Below are 21,229 nucleotides of genomic sequence, written 5' to 3'. Positions count from 1 at the left end.
TATAATCGCATGTTGTTATAGTATGGGAGAATACAAGGATTCAAAATACTGATTTAAACAAGATTAAAACGCTAATAAACGTAATTAAGCGAGTATGCCAATAAGGGTTAAAGTCCCAATCAGAGAAACATCAGCTGCAATAAATTATTTATGTGGTTTACCTTCAGTAAAAATTTGGAAGTTTACACCAAACTTGTCTGTTACACTTCCATAAGCAGGACTAAAGAAAGTTTCCTGCAGCGGCATAGTCACTTGTCCGCCATCCGTTAATGTATCATAAATTTTTCTTGCTTTTTCTGCGTCGTCAGTAGAAATACAAATAGTAACCTGATTTCCACTTTGGTGTGGCTGACCTGGGAATGTGTCGGAAAGCATAAGTTCAGATTCGCCGATTTTTACAGTCGCGTGTGACACACGTTCCTTTGCTTCCTCCGGTAAAGGAAAATCAGGATTTTCCGGCATTTCACCGAAAGATTGAACAAAGAGGACTTGGGCTTCCATTGCTTTTTCATAAAAGTGGATAGCTTCTCTAGCATTTCCGTTCATCACTAAATAAGGAATCAATTTCAATGACATAAATAAACAGCTCCTTGGTTCATAAAATATTTTTTATTTTTTCCTACTATGTGCCAATCTCTGAAAGGCAGCCATCCGCTCGTCTTGTCAAAGAAAACAGCATACATCCTATTATTACCCCCTAAATAGATTATAAAACAAAGAACATTTGTTCGCAATAGAGATTTTGAGAATGTCCTCACCCCGTGGACAAAATAGTATATTGTCCACGAACGGTGTCGGGCACTACAAGTACTTTTCGTTGATAAGTTTCCGATGGTGCATTTCATGTCCTGCGATGATGTAGGCGATGGCACCTGCGGTAATTTCGAAGTTATTTGCATTTCCTTTATTGGACCACGCCTCTTCAGGCATATTTTGAATGAGAGTGATGGTGGACCTTCTTGTTGCGACAAAGTCATTAAGGATGTTTTTGATAGGAAGTTTGTTGATTTGGGATCCTTCAACGTAGAGGGTTTCATTAAATCCCGCTAAAGCCGTATTATCACCCCGGCCAACCCTGAGAAGGCGGTAACTCATGATTCTTTCCGTATCTGTTATATGCCCTAGCACCTCTTTGAGGCTCCATTTATCTGCCGCATAGCGAAAAAGACCATCCTCTTCAGAAATTCCCTCTAACAGGTTTTCCATCGCAACTAGATTTTTTTCTAGAGTCTGTAGCAGGTCACCTTCTGGAACTAGTTGAACATAAGGAACATAATGCTCAGGATACTCACTTTGATTTGGACGTTGTAGCATTTGATTCTCTCCCTTCCATTTTTACGGCATCAGTCTCGAATCAAGTTAATATTACTCGGAACCTCGGCCATTTTAATTTTTATATACCATTGGTGAAACAACATGTGGCATGGATAGCGGAAAATAACCCTTTACGCCAATATAACCACACAAAACAATCCTACCATATTATTCATAATGTTCACATAAATTAGGATAGCTATATTGGTGTATTGAAATTTTTGGAAGAATTAATTTCTATATTATTATATTGCTATTAAAAACAACTAAATGATCCGTCATCCTTTTCCTTCCTTACGTATTGACCCAGGCATCTTTTGAGTAACCTCGTTTTTCCCAGTATCCTGTATGTTCATCTTTAATCAGTTCTATCCTATTTAACCATTTAACAGATTTGTAAGCGTACATTTTAGGAACGAGTAATCGAACAGGTCCGCCATTCTTTTGATTAATTAACTTTCCGTCCAATAAAACAGCGACCATTATATCATCCTGCATTGCCTGTTTTATGGTTAAGGTATCTGTGTAAACCCCATCAGCCGAATAAAATTTAACGTATTTCGCTTCTTTTTTGATAATGGAATCCCGGAGAAGCTTTTTCAATGGAATCCCTTCCCAAGTGATATCGTATACACTCCATCCGGTTACACAATGGAAATCACTTACTTGAACATTCCTTTGAAGCTTTAAAAACTCACTCCAATTATAATGTTTTGGCTGTTCGACCAAACCATCAAGGGTGAAACTCCAATTCTCATTAGTTAGTTTTGGAATTTCAGTGACCGTATAGTACCGAAAATCCCCCTTTTTACCGCCGCCAATGGGTGGGAAAGAATTTGCAGAAGGCTGTGGTAATGGCGTTAGCCGATTTCCATCTGTTAAAGCTTCTGTCGGTCCGGCACCGGGGAGATAAGCCTGCAGCCATTTTGTCATAGAAGGTAAAAAAGCAATAGCAATAATGCTGCCGCTTAACACCTTTAAAAATGTTCTTCTTTTGTAAATAGGATTCTGTTCATTGATTATGAAAGGTTCTAGTAATCTCTTTTCCGGTTTTGTTTTCACGATCTGCTTAAACCATTGGCTACGGGTAATGCTGTGGTAAATGGCATACGGCACCCCAAACCATGTGGATAAATCATGGATGAAAAGGGACCATGAGCTTACAATCGGTGGGAATAGTCTATGGTAAGTTAACAAGAAACCGGAGACGATCAATAAAATTAAGATAACTAATATAAAGTAAAGATTGAGGCGGTTATTTTTCTTTTTTTGAAGTGTCTTTACATGCTGTTTTATTTTAGGAAGATAAAATAGCAATGGCAGACAAAGGATCACGCCGACCCAAATATGAAAATCTCTTATCCATACCCTGACTGACGGAAATAATGATCGAAATGATGTAGAAAACAAGATAAAACCAGTTACACTTAACACAAGAAATAAAATCGCATTGGAATGATGCAATCGAATAAGTCTTTTTCCAAAATGTAAATTTCTTTGAAAAAAGTATCTATAATTCATCCTTTTCTCCTTCCTTATATTTATGAATGGGGATAATAATCGTAAAAGTGCTTCCTGTTCCTAGTTCGCTTGTGACGATGATTGTTCCGTCATGACTTTCCGCTATCGTTTTTGCAATCGCAAGTCCTAGTCCTGCTCCTCCAAATTGAAGATTACGTGATTTCTCAACGCGGTATGTTCTTTCAAAAATATGAGGAAGATCATCTTTAGAAATTCCTTTTCCGGAATCACAGATTGAAATGCCAAGCTCTTGTTCTGGGAGGAGGTTAACCTGTAACTTAATCGTTCCATTTACATTAGAAAATCGAATAGCATTATCTAATAGATTAAATAATAATTTTTGAAAATAGAGTCGATCGACATAGATGGCTGGAATCTGGTTAGGTATGTCAATTTTCATTTCAATATTCTTCTTTTCTAAATGGATATGTTCGTGCTGTAATACGGAAAGCAATAGTTCATCTAGATTTGTTCTTTCTCTTTTTAGCTTAATACCTCCTGAATCTAGCAGAGAAAGCTGAAAGAGCTGTTGAATAAGCTGATCCATTCTTTCCGTTTCCAATGAAATCGTTTTTAAATAGCGTTTGAAGGTGGCATCATCCTCCACAACTCCATCTTCAATGGCGGATACGAACGCCTTGATGGATGACATAGGCGTTCGCAAGTCATGAGAAATATTCGCCACTAATTCTCTGCGGGAGGCTTCCGTTTTGTTAATTTGAATAAATGCTTTATTTAGCTGAGTGTTCATAAAATTAAATTGTTTTGTCAGTTCCTTTATTTCTGTTGGCCCTTTTTCCGGAAGTGAACCTTCAAATTTTCTTTTGGCAATTTGCTGCGATTGTTTAGCGAGAAGCTGAATTGAAACTTCTATCGGCTTTGTAAATAAATAATGGATATAGCCCGAGATAATCGAAGAAAAAATAGTAATCAATGACAGCCAAACAATCACTTTATTTGGTAGTACCATATACACATAGCTTACAAATAAAAATGTAAACATAATAAGAACACTCACACTATTGGCTATGAAAAAAATCGATTTTATTTTCATTGGCTTTCACTTGGCATAAACTTATAGCCTATACCCCAGACCGTTTGAATATATTTTGGATTAGAAGGATTTTCTTCAATTTTTTCCCTTAATCGTCTGATATGAACGGTAACAGTTGTTGTATCATCATCAAACTCGGTTTGCCAAACTTGGTAAAGAAGCTGGGAACGGGAGAATACTTGCTTCGGATGTGAAGCAAGCAAAAATAGCAAATCAAATTCTTTCATCGTCAGTTCAATTTGATTTTGATTTAGAAAAACTTCACGATTCGCCACATTGATCGTAAATGGATTGGTTGTGATTATATGGTTATGATCATTGACATTGGTTTTTTTTTGATAATCCAATAAGCGGCAAATACTATTAACCCTTAAGACTAATTCTCTTGGATTAAATGGTTTTGTTATATAATCATTAGCGCCAATGGTAAGACCGACTAAGCGATCATACTCCTCGCCTTTTGCAGTTAAAAAAATAATCGGGATATCGTCGCTTTCCCGAATGGTTTCACACACTTTCCAACCATCCAGAACGGGCATCATTAAATCTAAAATGATGAGTGTAAAATCGTTATCTTGCCAGAGCCTAATCGCTTCTTCTCCATTTTTTCCCGTCAAAACAAGGTATCCCTCGCGCTCCAAATAACGTGTGCAAACATCCAAAATAGAAGGCTCATCATCTACCAGTAAAATCCGCTTTGTCACAGAAATTCATCCTTTAATGAAATTTACTATTATTTTACCACTCCCAATTGAAAAGAAATAAGCTGCAATGTTAACTGTATTGATATTTTAAATCAATGCTCATCATTTTTCGTTATCCATCGTATCTTTATTGCTCATATCGTTTTTATCTTTCATATCCTGATTTTTCATCTTATTGTTTTTACCGATACTATTTTTGTTTTTCTGCATTTCGCTTTGTTTCATATTACTGGATTTTGAACCATCCATAGCACCATTCCCGCATGCTGCTAATAATAACAATCCTAAAATAGCCATTACCATACTCAAAGCTTTAAAACTTTTCATTTTCTTCTCTCCTTTGTCTTTTGGATAGATTCAATCATAAAAGACAAATCTTACTTGTATAGAAATAAAACATTACAAAAGTCTAACATTTTAATAAAAATAGAGAACAGCAGGGTTTTTACACAAGCATAAAAAAGGGGCATTTCTTCCTGACTCAGTAAAGTATTAACGCACTGGGAAACTTTTCTTCAGTGCGTTAATACTTTACTGAGGTTTACAGTTATTTCAAATATAAAATTAATCATTTTGTCTGTGATAAATGTTACAATATAGTAATAAGGTAGAATGTTTTAGGGTGATCAATGGTGTTTTATTTTTCTATATTTATAGTTTTTAGTGTTTGTATAGTTGGTTTTCTTTTTTTAAACAAAATATATATCCATACTTCCACAATGGCGGTTGTGATGGCATTAGGAATCATTACACAAGGTGTCTTATTAAATTTTTTTGGACCTCACTTTTTTCAGGGTGTTTTCGGAAAAGCCCTTACGATCATTGACTTAGCCTTGTGGAGTTCATTTTCCTTTTCTTTTTTAATGTCATTTTTTAGTAAAAAATTTAGAGAAATCCATTACTTCCGTCCAATCAATCGATTTGGGATGGGAACGTGGGTGGCGGGAACATCGATTTGTGGGATATTAATTTATAAACAGTTTAATGAATGGGTTTTGATTGCCAAATTTATTTCCTATTTTAATGTAGGTTTATGGTCGATCTATATCAGCTTATGCTTGAAAGCCTTTTACGAAATTTATCGGAAAAAGCTTTCAAAAAACGTTCATGGCATTCTACTGTTAACTACTGTAAGTACGCAATCAATTGTCCTGTTAATTAGTACCGTTTTTAAACATATACCTTTGAAAATGGATATTTTGTTTATCTCTTTAGGAGTAACCTTCTACATCCTTAGTAGCTTTTTAATCATTAGACGCTACTGCATCAGCTCTGTTTCCAGTTCAATTGAAGTGGATTGGAATAATACAAATTGTATTTTACATGGGGCAATATCGATTACCGGCCTCGCAAGCTTGGTGACACATGCGGCGAGCACACATGGAGTAATTGTTATTTGGATTTGTGCAGCTACAGTTTTCTTTATCGTTGAATTACTTGAGGTTTATCGACTCGTTAAGCGGATTAAAAGCTTTGGCTGGAAAAAGGGGATTCTAATCTATGATGTTAGCCAATGGAGCAGAGTATTTACCTTCGGAATGTTTTATACGTTCACGTATTTAAATAACACGAGTAATCTATTTTTTTTACTCATCCGAAAAACGGTTATCAAGACAGGAATATGGGTGATACTCCTTCTTGTGATGATTGAAATTTTCCTTTGTTTAAATCATGTCATCCAAATTTATCGAATTCATTCACCTAAACTTCATAGAAATACAACGAATGTAAACTCCTCATTATAATTGGGGAGTTTTTTACATTGAAAATATTCCTAGAAATATTTTCATAATTTTTTCCATTATGTGCATTCTAAAAGAAAAAAAGGAATGTCGATCATGAAGAACAATAAAATGTTTCTGCTGGGAATGATGTTATTACCTTGGATGTCAGTGCCATTTATAAAAAAACAAACATTTCGCCGCTTTTTACCAGGCGCTTTGTTCATTTGTGTTTGGGTTGCCGTAGAAAGTGTGATTGCAAATAAAAGGAACTGGTGGAGGTTTTATGAAAAGCTCTTCCCCAATGTATTGGGCGAACTCCCATTAATAATAGGCCCTTTTTTTGTAGGATCTCTTTGGATTTTAAAGTTTACGTGGGGTAAATTTCGCCGCTATTTTTTAGTAAATTTCATTGTGGACATTATGTTTGTATATCCGGGAATATTTTTGTTAAAAAAAATGGGGATTGTCTCCCTTGTCAGATTAAAACATTATCAGCTATTACTTATATTCGTGACTAAATCGGTACTAATGTATGGTTTTCAAGGCTTGGCCGGAAAATTCCAAAGAAAGCCATCTGGAAAATACTATTTCAAAAAATATAACAGCTGCACCCGAAAGAAAGCCTCAATCCGAGGCGTTTTTTAGCCTTATTAGATAGAATACTGAATTGTAAGTTAAACGCAACGGAGCACAGCCTTCGTTGCGTTTCTGCGTTACTGCGTATTACTTAAGGGTATTTCGAAAATTGAGAGGATATTGGTATAATGAAATAAGGTTAGACTTTCCAATAGGGGTATTACCTGTTAAAATTTAAGACATGCTCTTTAGTTTTCTGAATATTATAAATAAATAAGGGGAGATTAAATGGAGCCCATTATTCGCTTAGAAAATGTATCCTTTTCCTATAAAATCAATGAAAAAACTTCCGTTTCGGTTCTTAAAGATGTATCCTTTTCTATCTTCCCGGGGGAATATGTCGCAATAATCGGTCACAATGGTTCGGGAAAGTCGACGCTTTCCAAGCATTTTAACGGGATTTTAACCCCGGGGTCAGGAGATGTGTGGGTACACGGCTTGAATACAAAGGAAGCCGGCAACAAGAGAGATATCCGGAAAGCAGTCGGGATGGTTTTTCAGCATCCCGATAATCAAATTGTCGCCACCATTGTTGAAGAGGATGTGGCATTTGGACTGGAAAATATCGGCGTACCGCGGGAGGAGATGAAAAAAAGAGTAGACGAAGCATTAGAAGTTGTAAAAATGTCTGAATTTAGAAAAAGACCTCCGCATCATTTATCGGGAGGACAGAAGCAGAGGATTGCGATTGCCGGAGTCCTGGCCATGCATCCGGATACAATCGTGTTTGATGAGGCAACGAGCATGCTCGATAGCTTCGGCCGAAAAGAAGTGCTTCAGGTGATGAGGAAAATGAACAATATGGGTATGACGATTATTACGGTCACTCATCGTATGTCGGAAGCGGCTGAAGCGGACCGTATCATTGTGGTTGAGGACGGGCAAATCGTAATGGATGATACTCCCCGTGAAATCTTTAAACATAAGCAGGAGTTAGATGAGCTGCAATTGGAAGTACCGGCTGTCAGCCAAATGGCTGAAATCATCCACAATCAATTATCCGAAACCTTTTCAAGGGATCTAATTCAGGAAGACGAGCTTATTAATGAAATTAAAAGATTCGAAAGGGCGAAACCGAAGGGGGTGATCTAATGCCGCAAAACCTTATCATCGAAGTAGAAAACTTATCTCATACCTATATGAAGGGAACACCAATGGAGCATAACGCCTTAAAAGGGACCAACATGTATGTTGAAAAAGGAGAATGTATCGCGATTATCGGTCATACCGGTTCGGGAAAATCCACTTTAATCCAGCATTTCAATGGCCTGATGAGACCGGAAACGGGAAGGGTGGCCATCGATGGCGAAGACTTATCACAAAAAAAACTCGATTTGAAATCACTGAGGCGGAAAGTCGGACTTGTTTTTCAAAACCCTGAGGACCAAATTTTTGAAAAATTAATCGGTGACGATATCGCCTATGGACCGTTTAAATTAGGCTTGCCATTAAAGGAGGTGAGGGAGCGGGTAAAATGGGCGATGGACGTTGTCGGTTTGGATTATGAAGAAATGAAGGATAGACAAACGTTTGCCTTAAGCGGCGGACAAAAGCGCAAAGTGGCTTTAGCGGGCATACTTGCGCTAAAGCCGAAAATTTTAGTGCTCGATGAACCAACTGCCGGTTTAGACCCACGCTCCCGAAACGAGGTACTGGATAAAATCAAATTTTTAAATAAAGAAGAGGGGCTAACGGTTGTTTTCGTTTCACATAATATGGAAGAGGTTGCCTATTTAGCCGATCGGGTTTATGTCATGGCTGACGGTACAGATGTGTTAACCGGCACTCCTAAAACCATTTTTTCTGACAAGGAAAAACTGCAGCGTTATCAAATTGGAACTCCTGAAACGGTACAGATCCTATACCGGCTTACAGACCTTGGATACAGTGTCAATACTGCAGCCTTTTCGATTTCTGAAGCAGCGGACGAAATCATAAAGGTTTTGGCCGGCAGAGAGGAGGGGAACCATGTCCAGCGAGTTTGAACTGTCCCGAAATATTACAATCGGTCAGTATGTCCCGACAGGTTCATTTATTCATCGATTAGATCCGAGAATTAAACTGTTAAGCTTTATCATTCTTGTATTAGCGATTGCTTTTAATACTTCTTATTTGGGAAATGCCTATGGACTTTTTATAGCTTTTTATTTATTTTGGGCTTCAAAAATACCGATTAGCTACGGGTTATCGGGCGTAAAGCCGGCAATACCGTTTATTATAATTTTGGCAGTCCTGCAGCTTTTGTTCCAGGGGCAGCTCTTTTCAGGGGGCACTGTTTTCTTCCATTCGGGATTTATCCTGATTACGAGCGATAGTATTCGCTTAGTGGTGGTTTCTGCCGTCCGTTTTGTGGAAATTATTTTCTTAAGCAGTGTTCTGACCCTATCAAGCTCAATTACGGAGTTAACCCATTCCATTCAAAGTCTTTTAAGTCCGTTAAAAAAAATCCATTTTCCTGTTCACGAAATTTCTTTGATTACCACGATATCGATTCGATTTGTCCCGACATTTGCGATGGAAATGGAAAAAATGATGAAAGCACAAGCATCAAGGGGAGCTGACTTCGGTTCGGGAAGCTGGTGGAGAATCATCCAACGGACAAAGGATATGTTTCCGATTATCATCCCTTTGTTTAATATCGCCTTATCAAGGGCAGAGGACCTGATCCTAGCGATGGAATCGCGCTGCTATACACCGGGAAATGACCGAAGCACATATTCGGTGTACAAAGCACTGCCAAAAGATTATTTCGCATTACTGATTGGACTTTTACTTGCTATTCTATTACTTTTTTATCCGTTTCCGTATTAAGAAAAGCGGAAGCGCCCGTTTAGCGAAGTAGTCTCGCCGCCGGGCGCTCCTCGGAAAAGCTATCGCTTCCGAAGCTTACTTTATGGAACTAGACAGTTATCAAAGTTCAAATATTTATCCGTTCTAATCTTTTAAAAAAGGGGAGAAAAAAATGAAAAAGTCATTAACGGTTCGTGATATCGTTATCGCGGGTGTGTTGGGTGCTGTGGCTATTCTTCTGGGTGTGACACGTTTAGGGTATATTCCGGTCCCAACTGCTGCCGGGAACGCGACGATCATGCACATTCCTGCGATTATTGGCGGGATCATGCAAGGACCGGTTGTCGGGTTAATTGTCGGCGCTATTTTTGGAATCTCGTCTTTCTTAAATGCGACGGTTCCATTATTTAAAGATCCATTAGTAGCCATCCTGCCGCGTCTTTTTATCGGGGTTGTCGCCTGGCTTGTGTATGCCGGCCTTCGCCGTAAAAATGAATATTTGGCGATTGGGGTTTCAGCCTTTTTAGGAACATTGACAAATACAATTCTTGTTTTAACAATGGCGGTCTTAAGAAACTATTTAACTGCCGGTGTCGCTTGGACAGTTGGTTTAACAAACGGAATTCCCGAAGCGATTGTCGGTACGATCGTCACGTTAGCGGTTGTGTTAGGCTGGAAACAAATCGGTAAAAACAAGAAATCAAAGATCTCTGAGGATTTATAATGCATGGACAAATCACCGATGTACCCGGAGTAAAGGTAGGTAATAAAGAGGACAGTCACGCATTGACAGGCTGTACAGCCATCCTGTTTGAACATGGCGGTATTGCAGGAGTGGACGTTCGCGGGTCTGCTCCCGGAACCAGGGAGACGGATCTTTTGAATCCGATTAATCTTGTCGAAAAAATTCATGGGGTAACATTAAGCGGGGGCAGTGCCTTTGGCTTAGACGCAGCCTCAGGCGTGATGCAATTTTTAGAGGAACAGGAAATTGGCTTGGATGTTGGGGTGGTAAAGGTGCCGATTGTACCCGCCGCCGTGTTATTCGACCTGGTTCACGGAGATCCGAAAGTTCGGCCTGATAAAAAAATGGGGTACGAAGCCGCGGCTGGAGCAACGAGCGCCATATTCCAAACAGGTAATGCGGGCGCCGGCTGCGGGGCAACAGTGGGCAAGCTTGCCGGCTTGAATCATTGCATGAAAGGCGGACTTGGAACGGCCTCCTTGCGTTTGGAAAATGGCGTCGTGATTGGCGCAATTGTTGCCGTCAACCCTGCAGGGGATGTCCGAGATCCCTCAACAGGGAAAATAATTGCCGGTCCCTATTTGAAAGAAACCGGCACACTCCTGGATAGTATAAAGCTATTAGAACAAAACTATCGGCCAACGATTCCAACCGGCACAAATACCACGATTGGAGTGGTCGCCGTTAATGCGGATTTTACCAAAACGGAAGCAACGAAGGTGGCACAAATGGCTCAGGATGGCTATGCGAGGACAATTTATCCATCCCATACAATGTATGACGGTGATACCATTTTTGCTGTAGCGACCGGAGGAGAACGGGTCCCGGTCGACGTGGTTGGCGGCCTGGCTGCTAAGGTGATGGCCATGGCGATTCTTAATGCCGTTGAATCCGCCGAAAGCATTGCAGGAATTCCTGCTTCTTGTGATTTGAAAAAGATGTAGAAAAATGAACCTGGTTGGTACAACGAATAAAGTTCGGAAAACCAAATCAGGTTCTTTTTATCAAATAGGAGAGCTTTTCAAAAAAGGGAGGGGATTAAGTGGCTGTAACTATCAGTGATTTTGTTGATGACAAGGAAGTAATTAACATAACGCAATCGTTAGTACGAATTCCGAGTGTTTACCGTCCAAATGACCCCGAGGGAAATGAAAGCAGGGCTGCCCAATTTGTCTATGATTATTTGAAAAATTTAGGGCTTGAAGTATACATCGAAGAAGTGGTGCGGGGACGGCCGAATGTAATCGGAATCCTTGATTCAGGCAGACCGGGGAAAACGATTCTTTTTGAGGGTCATACCGATGTGGTGACGGAAGGGGACCGGGCTTCCTGGAGCTATGACCCGTTCGGAGCCTCCATTGAGGGTGGAAGGATGTTCGGCCGCGGCACAAATGATACAAAAGGGAATCTCTCGGCTGCTGTTGCCGCTGTCCATGCAATCAAAAAAAGTAGGTTGAAATGGAATGGGAAAATTATTTTATGTATTCCTTGCGATGAAGAAGGCATGATGATTGGCATTAAGCATTTTATTAAGCGGGGCTGGGCTAAGGGGGTAGATGGGGCGATAATCTGCGAGCCGGAGGAAAACCAAATTTGCATCACGCAAAAAGGAGCTATGAGGGCGGTGCTAAGAACCTCCGGGAAAATGGCGCATGGGGCGATGCCGCTTGCTGGGGTGAACCCTAATACCCGAATGGCGCAAATTATTTGTGAGCTGATGGCGCTTGAAGAAAAGGAAAAACAGAGGGTGGGTAAACACCAATATTTAGGGTGGCCGAGCATTACACCGACCATTATTTTAGGTCCGGAAAAAGGTGAGCCGCAAATTAACGTGATTCCTGATCATTGTATGACGACACTTGATATTCGTACTGTGCCCGGGCAGAATCATGATCAGCTTCGGGATGAAATCGAGGATATTTTCACAAATCTGGGTTCAAAAGACCGGGATTTTAAGGCAACAGTGGAAATCATCGAAAGCAGGCCATGGACGGAGACCAATTTGGACGCTCCGATTGTAAAGGCAAGTGTGGAGTCATATCGCACGGTTGTGGGTAAAGAACCTGTTTATAACGGAGTTCCCGGGGCTACCGACGGTACATTTTTGCATCTCGCAGGGATTCCGATTGTCACGACCGGGGCAGGGGACAGGCATGTTCCGCATCAAATCAATGAATATATTGATTTAGCTGAATTGGTGGAAGCATCGCGAATTTATGCTGAAACGGCTTTGTTATTTTTAAATGATTAGGAGAAATTGAGATTGGAGGGCGGGATTATGGTAAAAGAAATTCCTGTTTTTCATTTGTTTATTAACGGGGAATGGGTTAAGACGGATGACTATACCGATGTTCAAGATAAGTATACCGGCGAAACAATCGCTAAAATTGCCAAGGCTGAGAAAAGTCATGTTGATCAAGCAGTAAAGGCGGCGCAAAAAACGTTTAAGGAAAACAAGCTTACCGCCTTTCAACGGTATGAAATTTTATTAAAAACGGCTGAGTTAATGGAACAAAGGCGTGAGCTGTTGGAATATTCATTAGTTCAGGAAGTTGGAAAAACCGTTAAGGATGCCAAAGGGGAATTGGACCGTGCCATAAGCACGTTTCGTATTTCGGCAGAAGAGGGAAAAAGAATTGCAGGTGAAATGGTGCCATTACAAGGAGTGCCCGGTTCTGAAAATCGCCTCGGCTTCACGATTCGCGTCCCAAAAGGGGTTATTGCCGCGATTACACCGTTTAATTATCCGCTTTTATTAGGCGCCCACAAAATTGCCCCGGCATTGGCGGCAGGAAATACCGTTGTGTTAAAGCCGGCAACCATGACGCCGATTGCGTCCTTCCATTTAGTAAATCTGCTTCATGAAGCAGGGCTTCCCAAAGGCTACCTTCAAGTCATCACCGGTTCAGGCAAGGATGTTGGTGATTGGCTGCTGGCTGATCAAAGAATTTCCATGTATACCTTTACCGGCTCAAGTGAAGTAGGAGCGGTGATTAAAGCGAAAAGCGGAATGAGGCCGGTAGCACTGGAGCTTGGGAATAATTCTCCGAACATTATTCATGATGATGCCGATTTATCATTGGCCGCAGAACAGACAGCACGGCGCAGCTTTCATAACGGAGGTCAGGCTTGTATTGCCGTCCAACGGATTTATGTCCATCAGAATGTTTTGGATGATTTTATAAATCAATATCTTAGTATTGTAAAAGAGTTAAAGGTAGGTGATCCAAAAGATCCGGAAACAGATGTTGGCCCGATGATTGAGGAGCGGGAAGCCTGCCGGTCAGAAGAGTGGGTTCAAGAGGCGATTGCCGCCGGTGCCAAACTTTTATATGGAAGCCCGAGAAAGGGGTCTCTTTTCTACCCGACTGTTTTAATGAACGTTAGCCCTGAAATGAAGGTGGTTTGCAGGGAGGTCTTTGCTCCAATAGTCACCATTATTCCTTATAACTCTATTGATGAAGCTATCCATTTAGCCAATCAATCGGAATATGGACTTCAGGCAGGAATTTTTACTAAGGATATTAATCTCGCATTAAAAGCCTCAAGAGAATTAGAGTATGGAGGAGTCATTGTCAACGATGTTTCTACATATCGAAATGATGTCATGCCATATGGCGGTGTAAAAAACAGCGGCCTTGGAAAGGAAGGTCCGCGTTATGCGATTGAAGAAATGACGGAAGAGCGGTTGGTCGTTCTGAACGTATTTTAAAATGGTAAATAGAGTATTTCGCAAATAAAATAGTAGGATTCGCCAATAGGAGACTTTTAGAGAAAAATTGCGTGAAAAATTTTCTCAATTTTTAAAAAATGGAGGGCTGCAAATGCTATTACAAGATCAAGTAGCGATAATTACAGGAGCGGGTTCGGGAATGGGCCGAGCAATGGCAATATCTTTTGCTAGAGAAGGGGCAACCGTTGCGGTTGCCGATATAAACGTGAATGCTGCGATCGAAACAGTTCTGCTTATTCAAGAGCAAAATATCGGGAAGGCTTTCGTTCATGGTGTTGATGTCAGCTACGCAAAATCAGTGAAAGAACTCATCAGTGATGTTTATGAGAGAGAACGGAAAATTGATATCGTCGTCAATTGTGCAGGTCTACCGCAAGCTTTCACGTCTATCGAAGAGTTAGAAGAAGATGATTGGGATCGAATTATGAATGTGAACGCTAAGTCGGTTTATTTGACGTCAAAATATACTGTTCCTATTATGAAAAAGCAAAACGATGGCGTGATATTGAATATCTCCTCGATTGCATCAGAACGGGCCCGGCCCGGTCTCAATGCATACTGTGCCTCTAAAGGAGCAGTGGGGGTGTTAACAAAAGCTCTTGCCTTAGAGCTTGCACCTTTTGGCATCCGAGTCAATGCAATTAATCCGGGACCGGCCAACACGGAAATGCTTGGCAAATTCCTATCTGCTGACGAAGGGGAAAGGGAGCAGCAGCTAAAACAGGATGTTTTTCTGAGCAGCATCCCGTTAGGTAAACTGATCGAACCCGAAGACATCGCCGAAGCTGCCCTTTACTTATGCTCCCCGCACGCGCAAAAAATTACAGGAACCATCCTTAATATAGATGGAGGGAGAGGTATATAAGGTTCATGAAAAAAACATACACAAAAAAGGGAGACGGATATTCAACACGTATGTGTTGAGATCTGTCTCCCTTTTTTGAGTACGGTTTGGAAATAAGTTATGATTGTTTTTGGGAAGGAGCTGTTAACATGAATCCAACTGAACTAAGCAAACGAATCGATATACTTGATTATTTAAGAGGATTTGCATTGCTTGGGATCATACTCGTAAACATCCTTCCATTGCTTTCTGTGAAACTGCCTGTCCCGCACTCAATGGATGCTAGCTATCAGCAGTTGTTATATTTATTTGTTGAAGGCCGCTTTTATCCTATTTTCTCCTTTTTGTTTGGGATTGGCTTTTATCTTTTCATTTCAAGAGCTAATGCGAGAGGGGAAAATGGTTATCTTTTGTTTTTGCGAAGAATTCTAGCCTTATTTGTCTTTGGATTTGTTCACTTGCTATTTCAGCCGGGTGAGGCATTGACGGTTTACGCAAGCTGCGGCCTGTTAGTTTTACCGTTTTACAAAGTCAATAAAGAGGTGAATCTCGTTTTAGGAGTATTGCTTTTAATCATTACGGCCATTTTCGCTGCAAAGGTTTTTATGGCCCCACCACTGATATTATTAGGGCTTGCTGCGGGTCAATATCAGGTATTTGAAAATATCGCTCCAAAAAGAAGGAATGTTGCTATTTTTACGGTGATTATGTTTGTTTTAAGTATTACCGGCTTAATCTGCCAATACCGGCATGTGCCAAACCTTCCCTTTGATCGTTTTGTTGATGAGAAGAAAAGTAATTCATTACAGATGGTCAGCTTCCTGCATTTGGGAATCACGGCAGGACCTTTCATTGCGGCTTTTTATGTAGGGATGTTAATCCTGCTTCTTCAATTTTCAATCATACAAAAAGTATTATCGCCATTAAAAAGCTATGGAAGAATGGCCCTGACCAACTATGTAATGCAAACAGCTCTGATTTTGGCAGCCGGAAAATTATTCAACTTGTTCGGGCAGATTACCCATCTGCAATCAATGTATGTATGCTTAGCCATCTATGCCATCCAGCTCATCTTTAGTGTAACATGGCTAAGGCTCTTCAATTTCGGTCCCTTAGAATGGATTTGGCGGATGGTAACCTATCGAAAGGCACCGCCTATGTTGTAAAAATTGCCCTTAATCCCATTACACCAATTATAATCAGATTAACGCTGAAAACACGCCCGGCTTTTTTTTTTGATTCTCCAAAAAGGTACATATTTATTAATACATCGACAAAGCCGAACAATAATAAATAATACGTAGAGAGCGAAGGGACTGACCAACAGCATAAATTGCCAGGTTCAGTCCCTTTTTCTATCTTCGTATCTTCACTTTCAAAGCTGCAGCCGTACTTACATTACCCACACTGTCTTTGGCAGTTATTAAAAGTGTCGTACCGGTTCTTTGTTTTGGAATACTGACTCTAAATTTCCCTTTAGTGTCTGCTTTACCGTTTCCAATCACTTTGGTTCCAACTTTTATGGCCACAGTAGCATTAGCTTCGGTTGTTCCGGTTACCGCTATATCAGTATAAATTACACTGTTTACTTTTGGAGCAACAGGAGCTATTTTGTCTAGTACAGTCGTGCCGGCAGAGCTTACATTACCTGCACCATCTTTGGCTGTGACAGCTAGTTTTGTTCCAGCCGTTAGTTTAGCAATGGTTAGTTTATATTTACCTGCTGCATCAGCTGAGCCGGTTGCAATCACTTTAGTTCCAACTTTTATCGTTATAGAAGCTTTTGCTTCAGCTGTTCCGGATACAGCAGTATCTTTGTTGGAAACAGACGTTATCTTAGGTGCTTGAAGCAGTTTGTTTACCGTTACATTCTTTATGGCGGAAGCAGATAATGTATTCGTATTCGTAATCGTAATACCAAATGTGTAGTTACCATTCGGTACCTTTGCTACATCAAAGGTAATACGCTGCTTTCCTGGAATTTGGTTTCTATTTTTTATTGGATAACCAATAATTGTCCCTTTAGAGTCTTTAACATAAACGGTTGTCGTGACATTTTCTTTTAGGACGTAATCAATTGCTATTTGGTGCGCCGAAGCAGTATAGAACGAGCTTACATTTGAAATGATTGGCGGACTCATAACATTAGTTGCCGGTGCCGCAGCTGCTACCGTAGTGGATACCGGTACGGTTACTGTTGTTGTTACAGTATCCGGTGCTGTCGTAGTTGCTGTTACAGGTGTCGTAGTTGTTGCTGGTACCGTTGAAGTTGCTGCCGGTACTGAATCAGTATTTGTTAAGGTGGTACCCGGATAGTAGAAGCTTAATATGCCCCGGTAGCCTACTCCTTGGTCAGCCATTACTTTGGCTCCCCACTGACTCATACCTACACCGTGACCATTCCCCAAACCGCTAACAGAATAGGAAGTACCGTTATCTTGATAGTTTGTAACTAAATAGCTTTTTATTACATTAATCCCAATCATAGCACGTACTTTTGAAGCACTTGTATCAGTATAGGTGATGGTGTTGGTTTTTAGTTTGTTTTGGTCATCCATAACAAACCTTCCGGTAGTTTTATCTTTTAAAAAGAATTGTAGATTAATAGAAGCGAGTTTTACCCGTCCGCCGGTTGTTTTGTTGTCCGAAAAAGATAACGTTGGAATAGACGTAACTTTAATTTCATTATTGGCGTATCCGTTTAGATACATCCAACTTTTAATATTCGAAACAAGTGAAGTATCAGTTTCATTTATAGAGTTCCACCAATTTTGCGGATTCGCTAAATCTAATGATGTCGTATCTATCTGTGTTTTCTTTAAGGTAAAGCTCCACGGAACTTTTGTATCATAGGGATCTTCTTTTATTGGGAAAAAGTCTAATGGTGTTCCGCCCCAAACATTGGCATTAGATTCCGTTTTTCCTCCATTGCTAGCTGAATAAAAGGCATCAATAAGTTTACCGTTATACATGAGCGTTTGGGAAGTTGTTTCGTCCACTGCGCTTGAACTGTTGCTATACCAAGTATATCCGCCGTATGCTTGATAACTGATCGTATCATCCATGTTTAGCGTTTTGTAGCGTACAGCATAGGTTCTGGCTGCAACTGCCTGTGCCTTTAATGCTTCTTTATTCCATGAAGCCACCATTTCAAAAGGGACGACACCTTTTAAATAATCCTCTAATAGAAGAGTGTTTGTGGGGCGAATATAGGTATTATTTTCAAGATCAAATTTCATCATTCCCAAATAAGGGCGGTTGTTAATAGAGATATAGTTGTTTGTGCCATATTCTTTTGGAACAGCAGTAAAACTTGTAAATTTAGAAAGTAGGGTGCCATTTTCGTAAAGGGAAAGGATACTATTTTCCACCTTCACCGTATACGTTTTTCCTTCTACTAATGAAAAATCGGACCCGGTAATGTCATATTCACCTTTAATGGTGATGTTGACTTGATTCTGATTTCCTATGTAGTTTTTTAGTTTAATAGAGATGGAAGGTAGTTCGTCGGCCATAGCAGTATTGATAAAAGGAATAGATGAAAGCAGCAGTAATAGGACTAAAAACGATGAAAAAACTTTCCTCATTTTTTTCTCTCCCCCTCAGGATATAATTTATTTTTAAAGAGATTGTCATAATTGTAATATAAATATATAAATAAATTATTCCTCTAGCAATACTAGATTTTTCCATTTTGCAGATAATCTTCCTAATCACTTTATAGTAGGGGTCTACTTCGAGGACCATGACAGAATTAAAGTGGAGCTTACGACACCAATCTAACCACATTAAATTGAAGGAAAATAACACTACATGTAACCGCTTTCATTTTCAAAAACCTATGATTGTTAACTGGATAAATTTTTGATATTTTAAATATATACAATATTTCTCATTGGTCGAAGAATCTCAATGAATGTAAAAATAAGGGAGAAAAACTAAAGTGAGGACCACAAATATAAAAATTACACTTAATTGGATACTCATTTTAGGGTTAATCCTTTTTTCGGTGCTGCTGGTCATTCCAATCAAGGAATGATGGTGAAAACGATTATTGATATGGGACTAAATTTGCAGTTTAATGTTATTGCAGAAGGAATAGAGACTGAAGAACAGGTCAATTTTTTAAAGCAAAATGAGTGTGAGATAGGACAAGGCTATTACTTTAGCCATCCATTGCCTGCAGACCGGATGAAGGAATTTCTACTGAAAAATGGTATCCCTGTTCAATAGGGATACCATTTTTATTTAACAGCTTTTAGCCAAAGGATTTATCCTCCTATTTGTAAAAAGTATCATCCTTGGACAATTCAATTAATTACTATTACATTACATCAATGCTAATATGTTTAAAATTAGAAACGTGAAATAATCCCATGTCCGTGAGCTTCAATTCTGGGATTACCGGCAAAGCTAAAAAGGATAAGGTTAAAAATGGATTGAAATGGCGGTTTGCACCTAACTCCTTTAACGCATGATTGATTTCGGTCAGACCTGAATATACGTCTTGATAAGTACGATCAGACATTAAGCCGGCAATCCGTAATTTTAATGAAGCAATTATTTTACCATGGTTTACAACAATAAGTCCGCCCTGCATTTCTTTAATGGCTTTCGCTGCAACGATCATATCATGATCACATGTTCCGGCAATAATGAGATTATGGGAATCATGAGCAATCGTAGTGGCAATCGCTCCTGTCTTTAATCCTAACCCCTTTACAATGCCTAAACCGATATTTTTAGTCATTTGATGGCGCTCAATGACAGCCAGTTTTAAATGGTCCTTTTTTATTGATGGTTGAAAAAATCCACTCTCACACCTATCCGCTTCTTCAATAATATGTCTTGTAATAAGACTGTTTGGGATAATTTCAATAATATTAGCTTTATTGGTCTTTAACTGAATAGATAAATCGTTTAAGGATGGTTCATGAAAGTGGACTGTCTGTTTTAATCGCGGGTTCTCTTTCAGAACGAGCTTTTTGGGAAAATGAACCAATTTGCCATTCTCGACAACTTTTTTTCCATCCTTAAAAACATCCGTAATCTGAAGTGTTTCCAGGTTATTAATAAGCAGAAAATCGGCTTTGTATCCAGGTGCAATTGCCCCTTTTTCTTCAAGTCCGAAACATTCTGCACCATTGAGAGTGGCCATTTGAATGGCAGTAAGAGGCGGGACTCCCTCAGCAATTGCTAACCGTACGTTATGGTCAATGCTTCCTTGGTGAACAAGATCATCTAAATGTTTATCGTCAGTGACAAATAAACAACGGCGAGCGTTTCGATCATTCACGACACCGATCAGCTGCCGCAAATCTTTGGCAACGGTACCCTCGCGAATCATCAAATACATTCCTTTTCTCAACCGTTCTTTCGCTTCTCCTTCCGTAGCGCTCTCGTGGTCAGTCCGGATGCCTGCAGCCATATAAACATTTAAGTCATTGGAGGATAACCCCGCAGCATGGCCGTCTATCTTTTTTTTCATATTTTTGGTTTCGATTATTTTTTTCATCATGGAATTTTCAGCACTAATGACAGACGGGAAATTCATCACTTCAGCTAATCCCAGTACACGCGGGTGATCATAGAAAGGTTTTAAATCTTCTATTATAAGATTGGCACCTGCATTTTCAAATTCAGTAGCCGGAACACAGGAAGGAAGCATCATGTAAAAATCAAATGGGAGGTTTTCTGAAGAGTCGAGCATATATTGGATACCTTCGACACCTAAAACATTGGCAATTTCATGCGGATCTGCAATAGCGGTGGTTACACCATGTACCAGGAGTATTTTTGCAAACTCATCCGGTGGGACCATGGAAGATTCAATATGAACATGACCATCTATAAATGCAGGTGAAATATAACTGCCTTTAGCATCAATGATGGTTTTCCCCGTATATTCTCCGATTCCGGCAAAGTATCCGTCCACAATCGCGATGTCTCCCTCGATAATTTCACCATTAAAAACATCAATTATTTTGCCATTCTTAATTACACTATCTGCAGGTTTTCTGCCGGAAGCTACAGCGATTCTTCTTTTTAGATTTTCCAATTGGCAACATCCTTTTAAAGTAGGATAAAAAATCTTATGAACTTTGAGAACTGTCTAGCTCCAGCGCCCAGCGGCTAGTGTACTTCGCTCTTCTCCCTACGATAAG

General features: G+C 39.8%; 19 protein-coding genes. 11 read left to right on the top strand and 8 right to left on the bottom strand.

What is annotated here, in order from left to right; all coding sequences use genetic code 11:
* Positions 1-144 precede the first annotated feature (144 nt).
* The 6 genes from AC3ANV_RS24540 to AC3ANV_RS24515 form a co-directional block, all read right to left on the bottom strand.
* Positions 145-576 (bottom strand): VOC family protein, encoded by a 432-nt coding sequence (locus AC3ANV_RS24540; protein ID WP_488311210.1) that lies wholly within the window; start codon positions 574-576, stop codon positions 145-147.
* A gap of 225 nt (positions 577-801) precedes the next feature.
* Complete coding sequence (locus AC3ANV_RS24535) at positions 802-1,314, bottom strand: DinB family protein (RefSeq protein WP_488311209.1); 513 nt, start codon at positions 1,312-1,314, stop codon at positions 802-804.
* 294 nt (positions 1,315-1,608) lie between these two features.
* Complete coding sequence (locus AC3ANV_RS24530; protein WP_488311208.1) at positions 1,609-2,835, bottom strand: molybdopterin-dependent oxidoreductase; 1,227 nt, start codon at positions 2,833-2,835, stop codon at positions 1,609-1,611.
* Positions 2,825-3,838, bottom strand: coding sequence for a HAMP domain-containing sensor histidine kinase (locus AC3ANV_RS24525; RefSeq protein WP_488311207.1), 1,014 nt, complete (start codon positions 3,836-3,838; stop codon positions 2,825-2,827). The genes AC3ANV_RS24530 and AC3ANV_RS24525 overlap by 11 nt, the downstream gene beginning before the upstream one ends.
* A gap of 47 nt (positions 3,839-3,885) precedes the next feature.
* Complete coding sequence (locus AC3ANV_RS24520) at positions 3,886-4,593, bottom strand: response regulator transcription factor (RefSeq protein ID WP_488311206.1); 708 nt, start codon at positions 4,591-4,593, stop codon at positions 3,886-3,888.
* Positions 4,594-4,695: 102 nt separating this feature from the next.
* Complete coding sequence (locus tag AC3ANV_RS24515; RefSeq protein WP_488311205.1) at positions 4,696-4,920, bottom strand: hypothetical protein; 225 nt, start codon at positions 4,918-4,920, stop codon at positions 4,696-4,698.
* 404 nt (positions 4,921-5,324) lie between these two features.
* Between AC3ANV_RS24515 and AC3ANV_RS24510 the strand changes: the two genes are divergently transcribed.
* The 10 genes from AC3ANV_RS24510 (at position 5,325) to AC3ANV_RS24465 (ending at position 16,231) form a co-directional block, all read left to right on the top strand.
* A complete protein-coding gene (locus AC3ANV_RS24510; RefSeq protein WP_488311204.1) occupies positions 5,325-6,338 on the top strand; it encodes a TDT family transporter in 1,014 nt (337 codons plus the stop codon).
* Between the two features lie 843 nt (positions 6,339-7,181).
* Entirely contained in the window at positions 7,182-8,045 is an 864-nt protein-coding gene (locus AC3ANV_RS24505; RefSeq protein WP_488311203.1) for an energy-coupling factor transporter ATPase, read from the top strand.
* Positions 8,045-8,938 carry an energy-coupling factor transporter ATPase gene (locus tag AC3ANV_RS24500; RefSeq protein ID WP_488311202.1) on the top strand — a complete coding sequence of 298 codons (894 nt, stop codon included), beginning with the start codon at positions 8,045-8,047 and terminating at the stop codon, positions 8,936-8,938. The genes AC3ANV_RS24505 and AC3ANV_RS24500 overlap by 1 nt, the downstream gene beginning before the upstream one ends.
* Positions 8,922-9,764 (top strand): energy-coupling factor transporter transmembrane component T family protein, encoded by an 843-nt coding sequence (locus tag AC3ANV_RS24495; RefSeq protein WP_488311201.1) that lies wholly within the window; start codon positions 8,922-8,924, stop codon positions 9,762-9,764. The genes AC3ANV_RS24500 and AC3ANV_RS24495 overlap by 17 nt, the downstream gene beginning before the upstream one ends.
* Before the next feature lie 151 nt (positions 9,765-9,915).
* Positions 9,916-10,467: an ECF transporter S component gene (locus AC3ANV_RS24490; RefSeq protein WP_488311200.1), complete on the top strand. Its 552-nt coding sequence runs from the start codon at positions 9,916-9,918 to the stop codon at positions 10,465-10,467.
* A complete protein-coding gene (locus tag AC3ANV_RS24485) occupies positions 10,467-11,432 on the top strand; it encodes a P1 family peptidase (RefSeq protein WP_488311199.1) in 966 nt (321 codons plus the stop codon). The genes AC3ANV_RS24490 and AC3ANV_RS24485 overlap by 1 nt, the downstream gene beginning before the upstream one ends.
* A gap of 98 nt (positions 11,433-11,530) precedes the next feature.
* Positions 11,531-12,739 carry a M20 family metallopeptidase gene (locus AC3ANV_RS24480; protein WP_488311198.1) on the top strand — a complete coding sequence of 403 codons (1,209 nt, stop codon included), beginning with the start codon at positions 11,531-11,533 and terminating at the stop codon, positions 12,737-12,739.
* A 27-nt stretch (positions 12,740-12,766) separates the two neighbouring features.
* Positions 12,767-14,200: an aldehyde dehydrogenase family protein gene (locus AC3ANV_RS24475; RefSeq protein ID WP_488311197.1), complete on the top strand. Its 1,434-nt coding sequence runs from the start codon at positions 12,767-12,769 to the stop codon at positions 14,198-14,200.
* 112 nt (positions 14,201-14,312) lie between these two features.
* Positions 14,313-15,086 (top strand): SDR family NAD(P)-dependent oxidoreductase, encoded by a 774-nt coding sequence (locus tag AC3ANV_RS24470; RefSeq protein WP_488311196.1) that lies wholly within the window; start codon positions 14,313-14,315, stop codon positions 15,084-15,086.
* 128 nt (positions 15,087-15,214) lie between these two features.
* Positions 15,215-16,231 carry a DUF418 domain-containing protein gene (locus AC3ANV_RS24465; protein WP_488311195.1) on the top strand — a complete coding sequence of 339 codons (1,017 nt, stop codon included), beginning with the start codon at positions 15,215-15,217 and terminating at the stop codon, positions 16,229-16,231.
* Between the two features lie 189 nt (positions 16,232-16,420).
* Here the strand turns inward: AC3ANV_RS24465 and AC3ANV_RS24460 are convergent, their stop codons facing one another.
* A complete protein-coding gene (locus AC3ANV_RS24460; protein WP_488311194.1) occupies positions 16,421-18,652 on the bottom strand; it encodes a SpoIID/LytB domain-containing protein in 2,232 nt (743 codons plus the stop codon).
* Positions 18,653-19,040: 388 nt separating this feature from the next.
* On the opposite strand from AC3ANV_RS24460, the gene AC3ANV_RS24455 reads away from it, so the two are divergent.
* Positions 19,041-19,298 carry an EAL domain-containing protein gene (locus AC3ANV_RS24455; protein ID WP_488311193.1) on the top strand — a complete coding sequence of 86 codons (258 nt, stop codon included), beginning with the start codon at positions 19,041-19,043 and terminating at the stop codon, positions 19,296-19,298.
* 91 nt (positions 19,299-19,389) lie between these two features.
* On the opposite strand, the gene ade is transcribed toward AC3ANV_RS24455, so the two are convergent.
* Entirely contained in the window at positions 19,390-21,123 is a 1,734-nt protein-coding gene (gene ade / locus AC3ANV_RS24450) for an adenine deaminase (RefSeq protein WP_488311192.1), read from the bottom strand.
* Between the last annotated feature and the right edge of the window lie 106 nt (positions 21,124-21,229).

The organism is Neobacillus sp. DFD-2R, from assembly GCF_057747865.1.
Note: the sequence above shows the minus strand (reverse complement) of the source record. Positions and strands in the feature narration are given on the sequence as shown.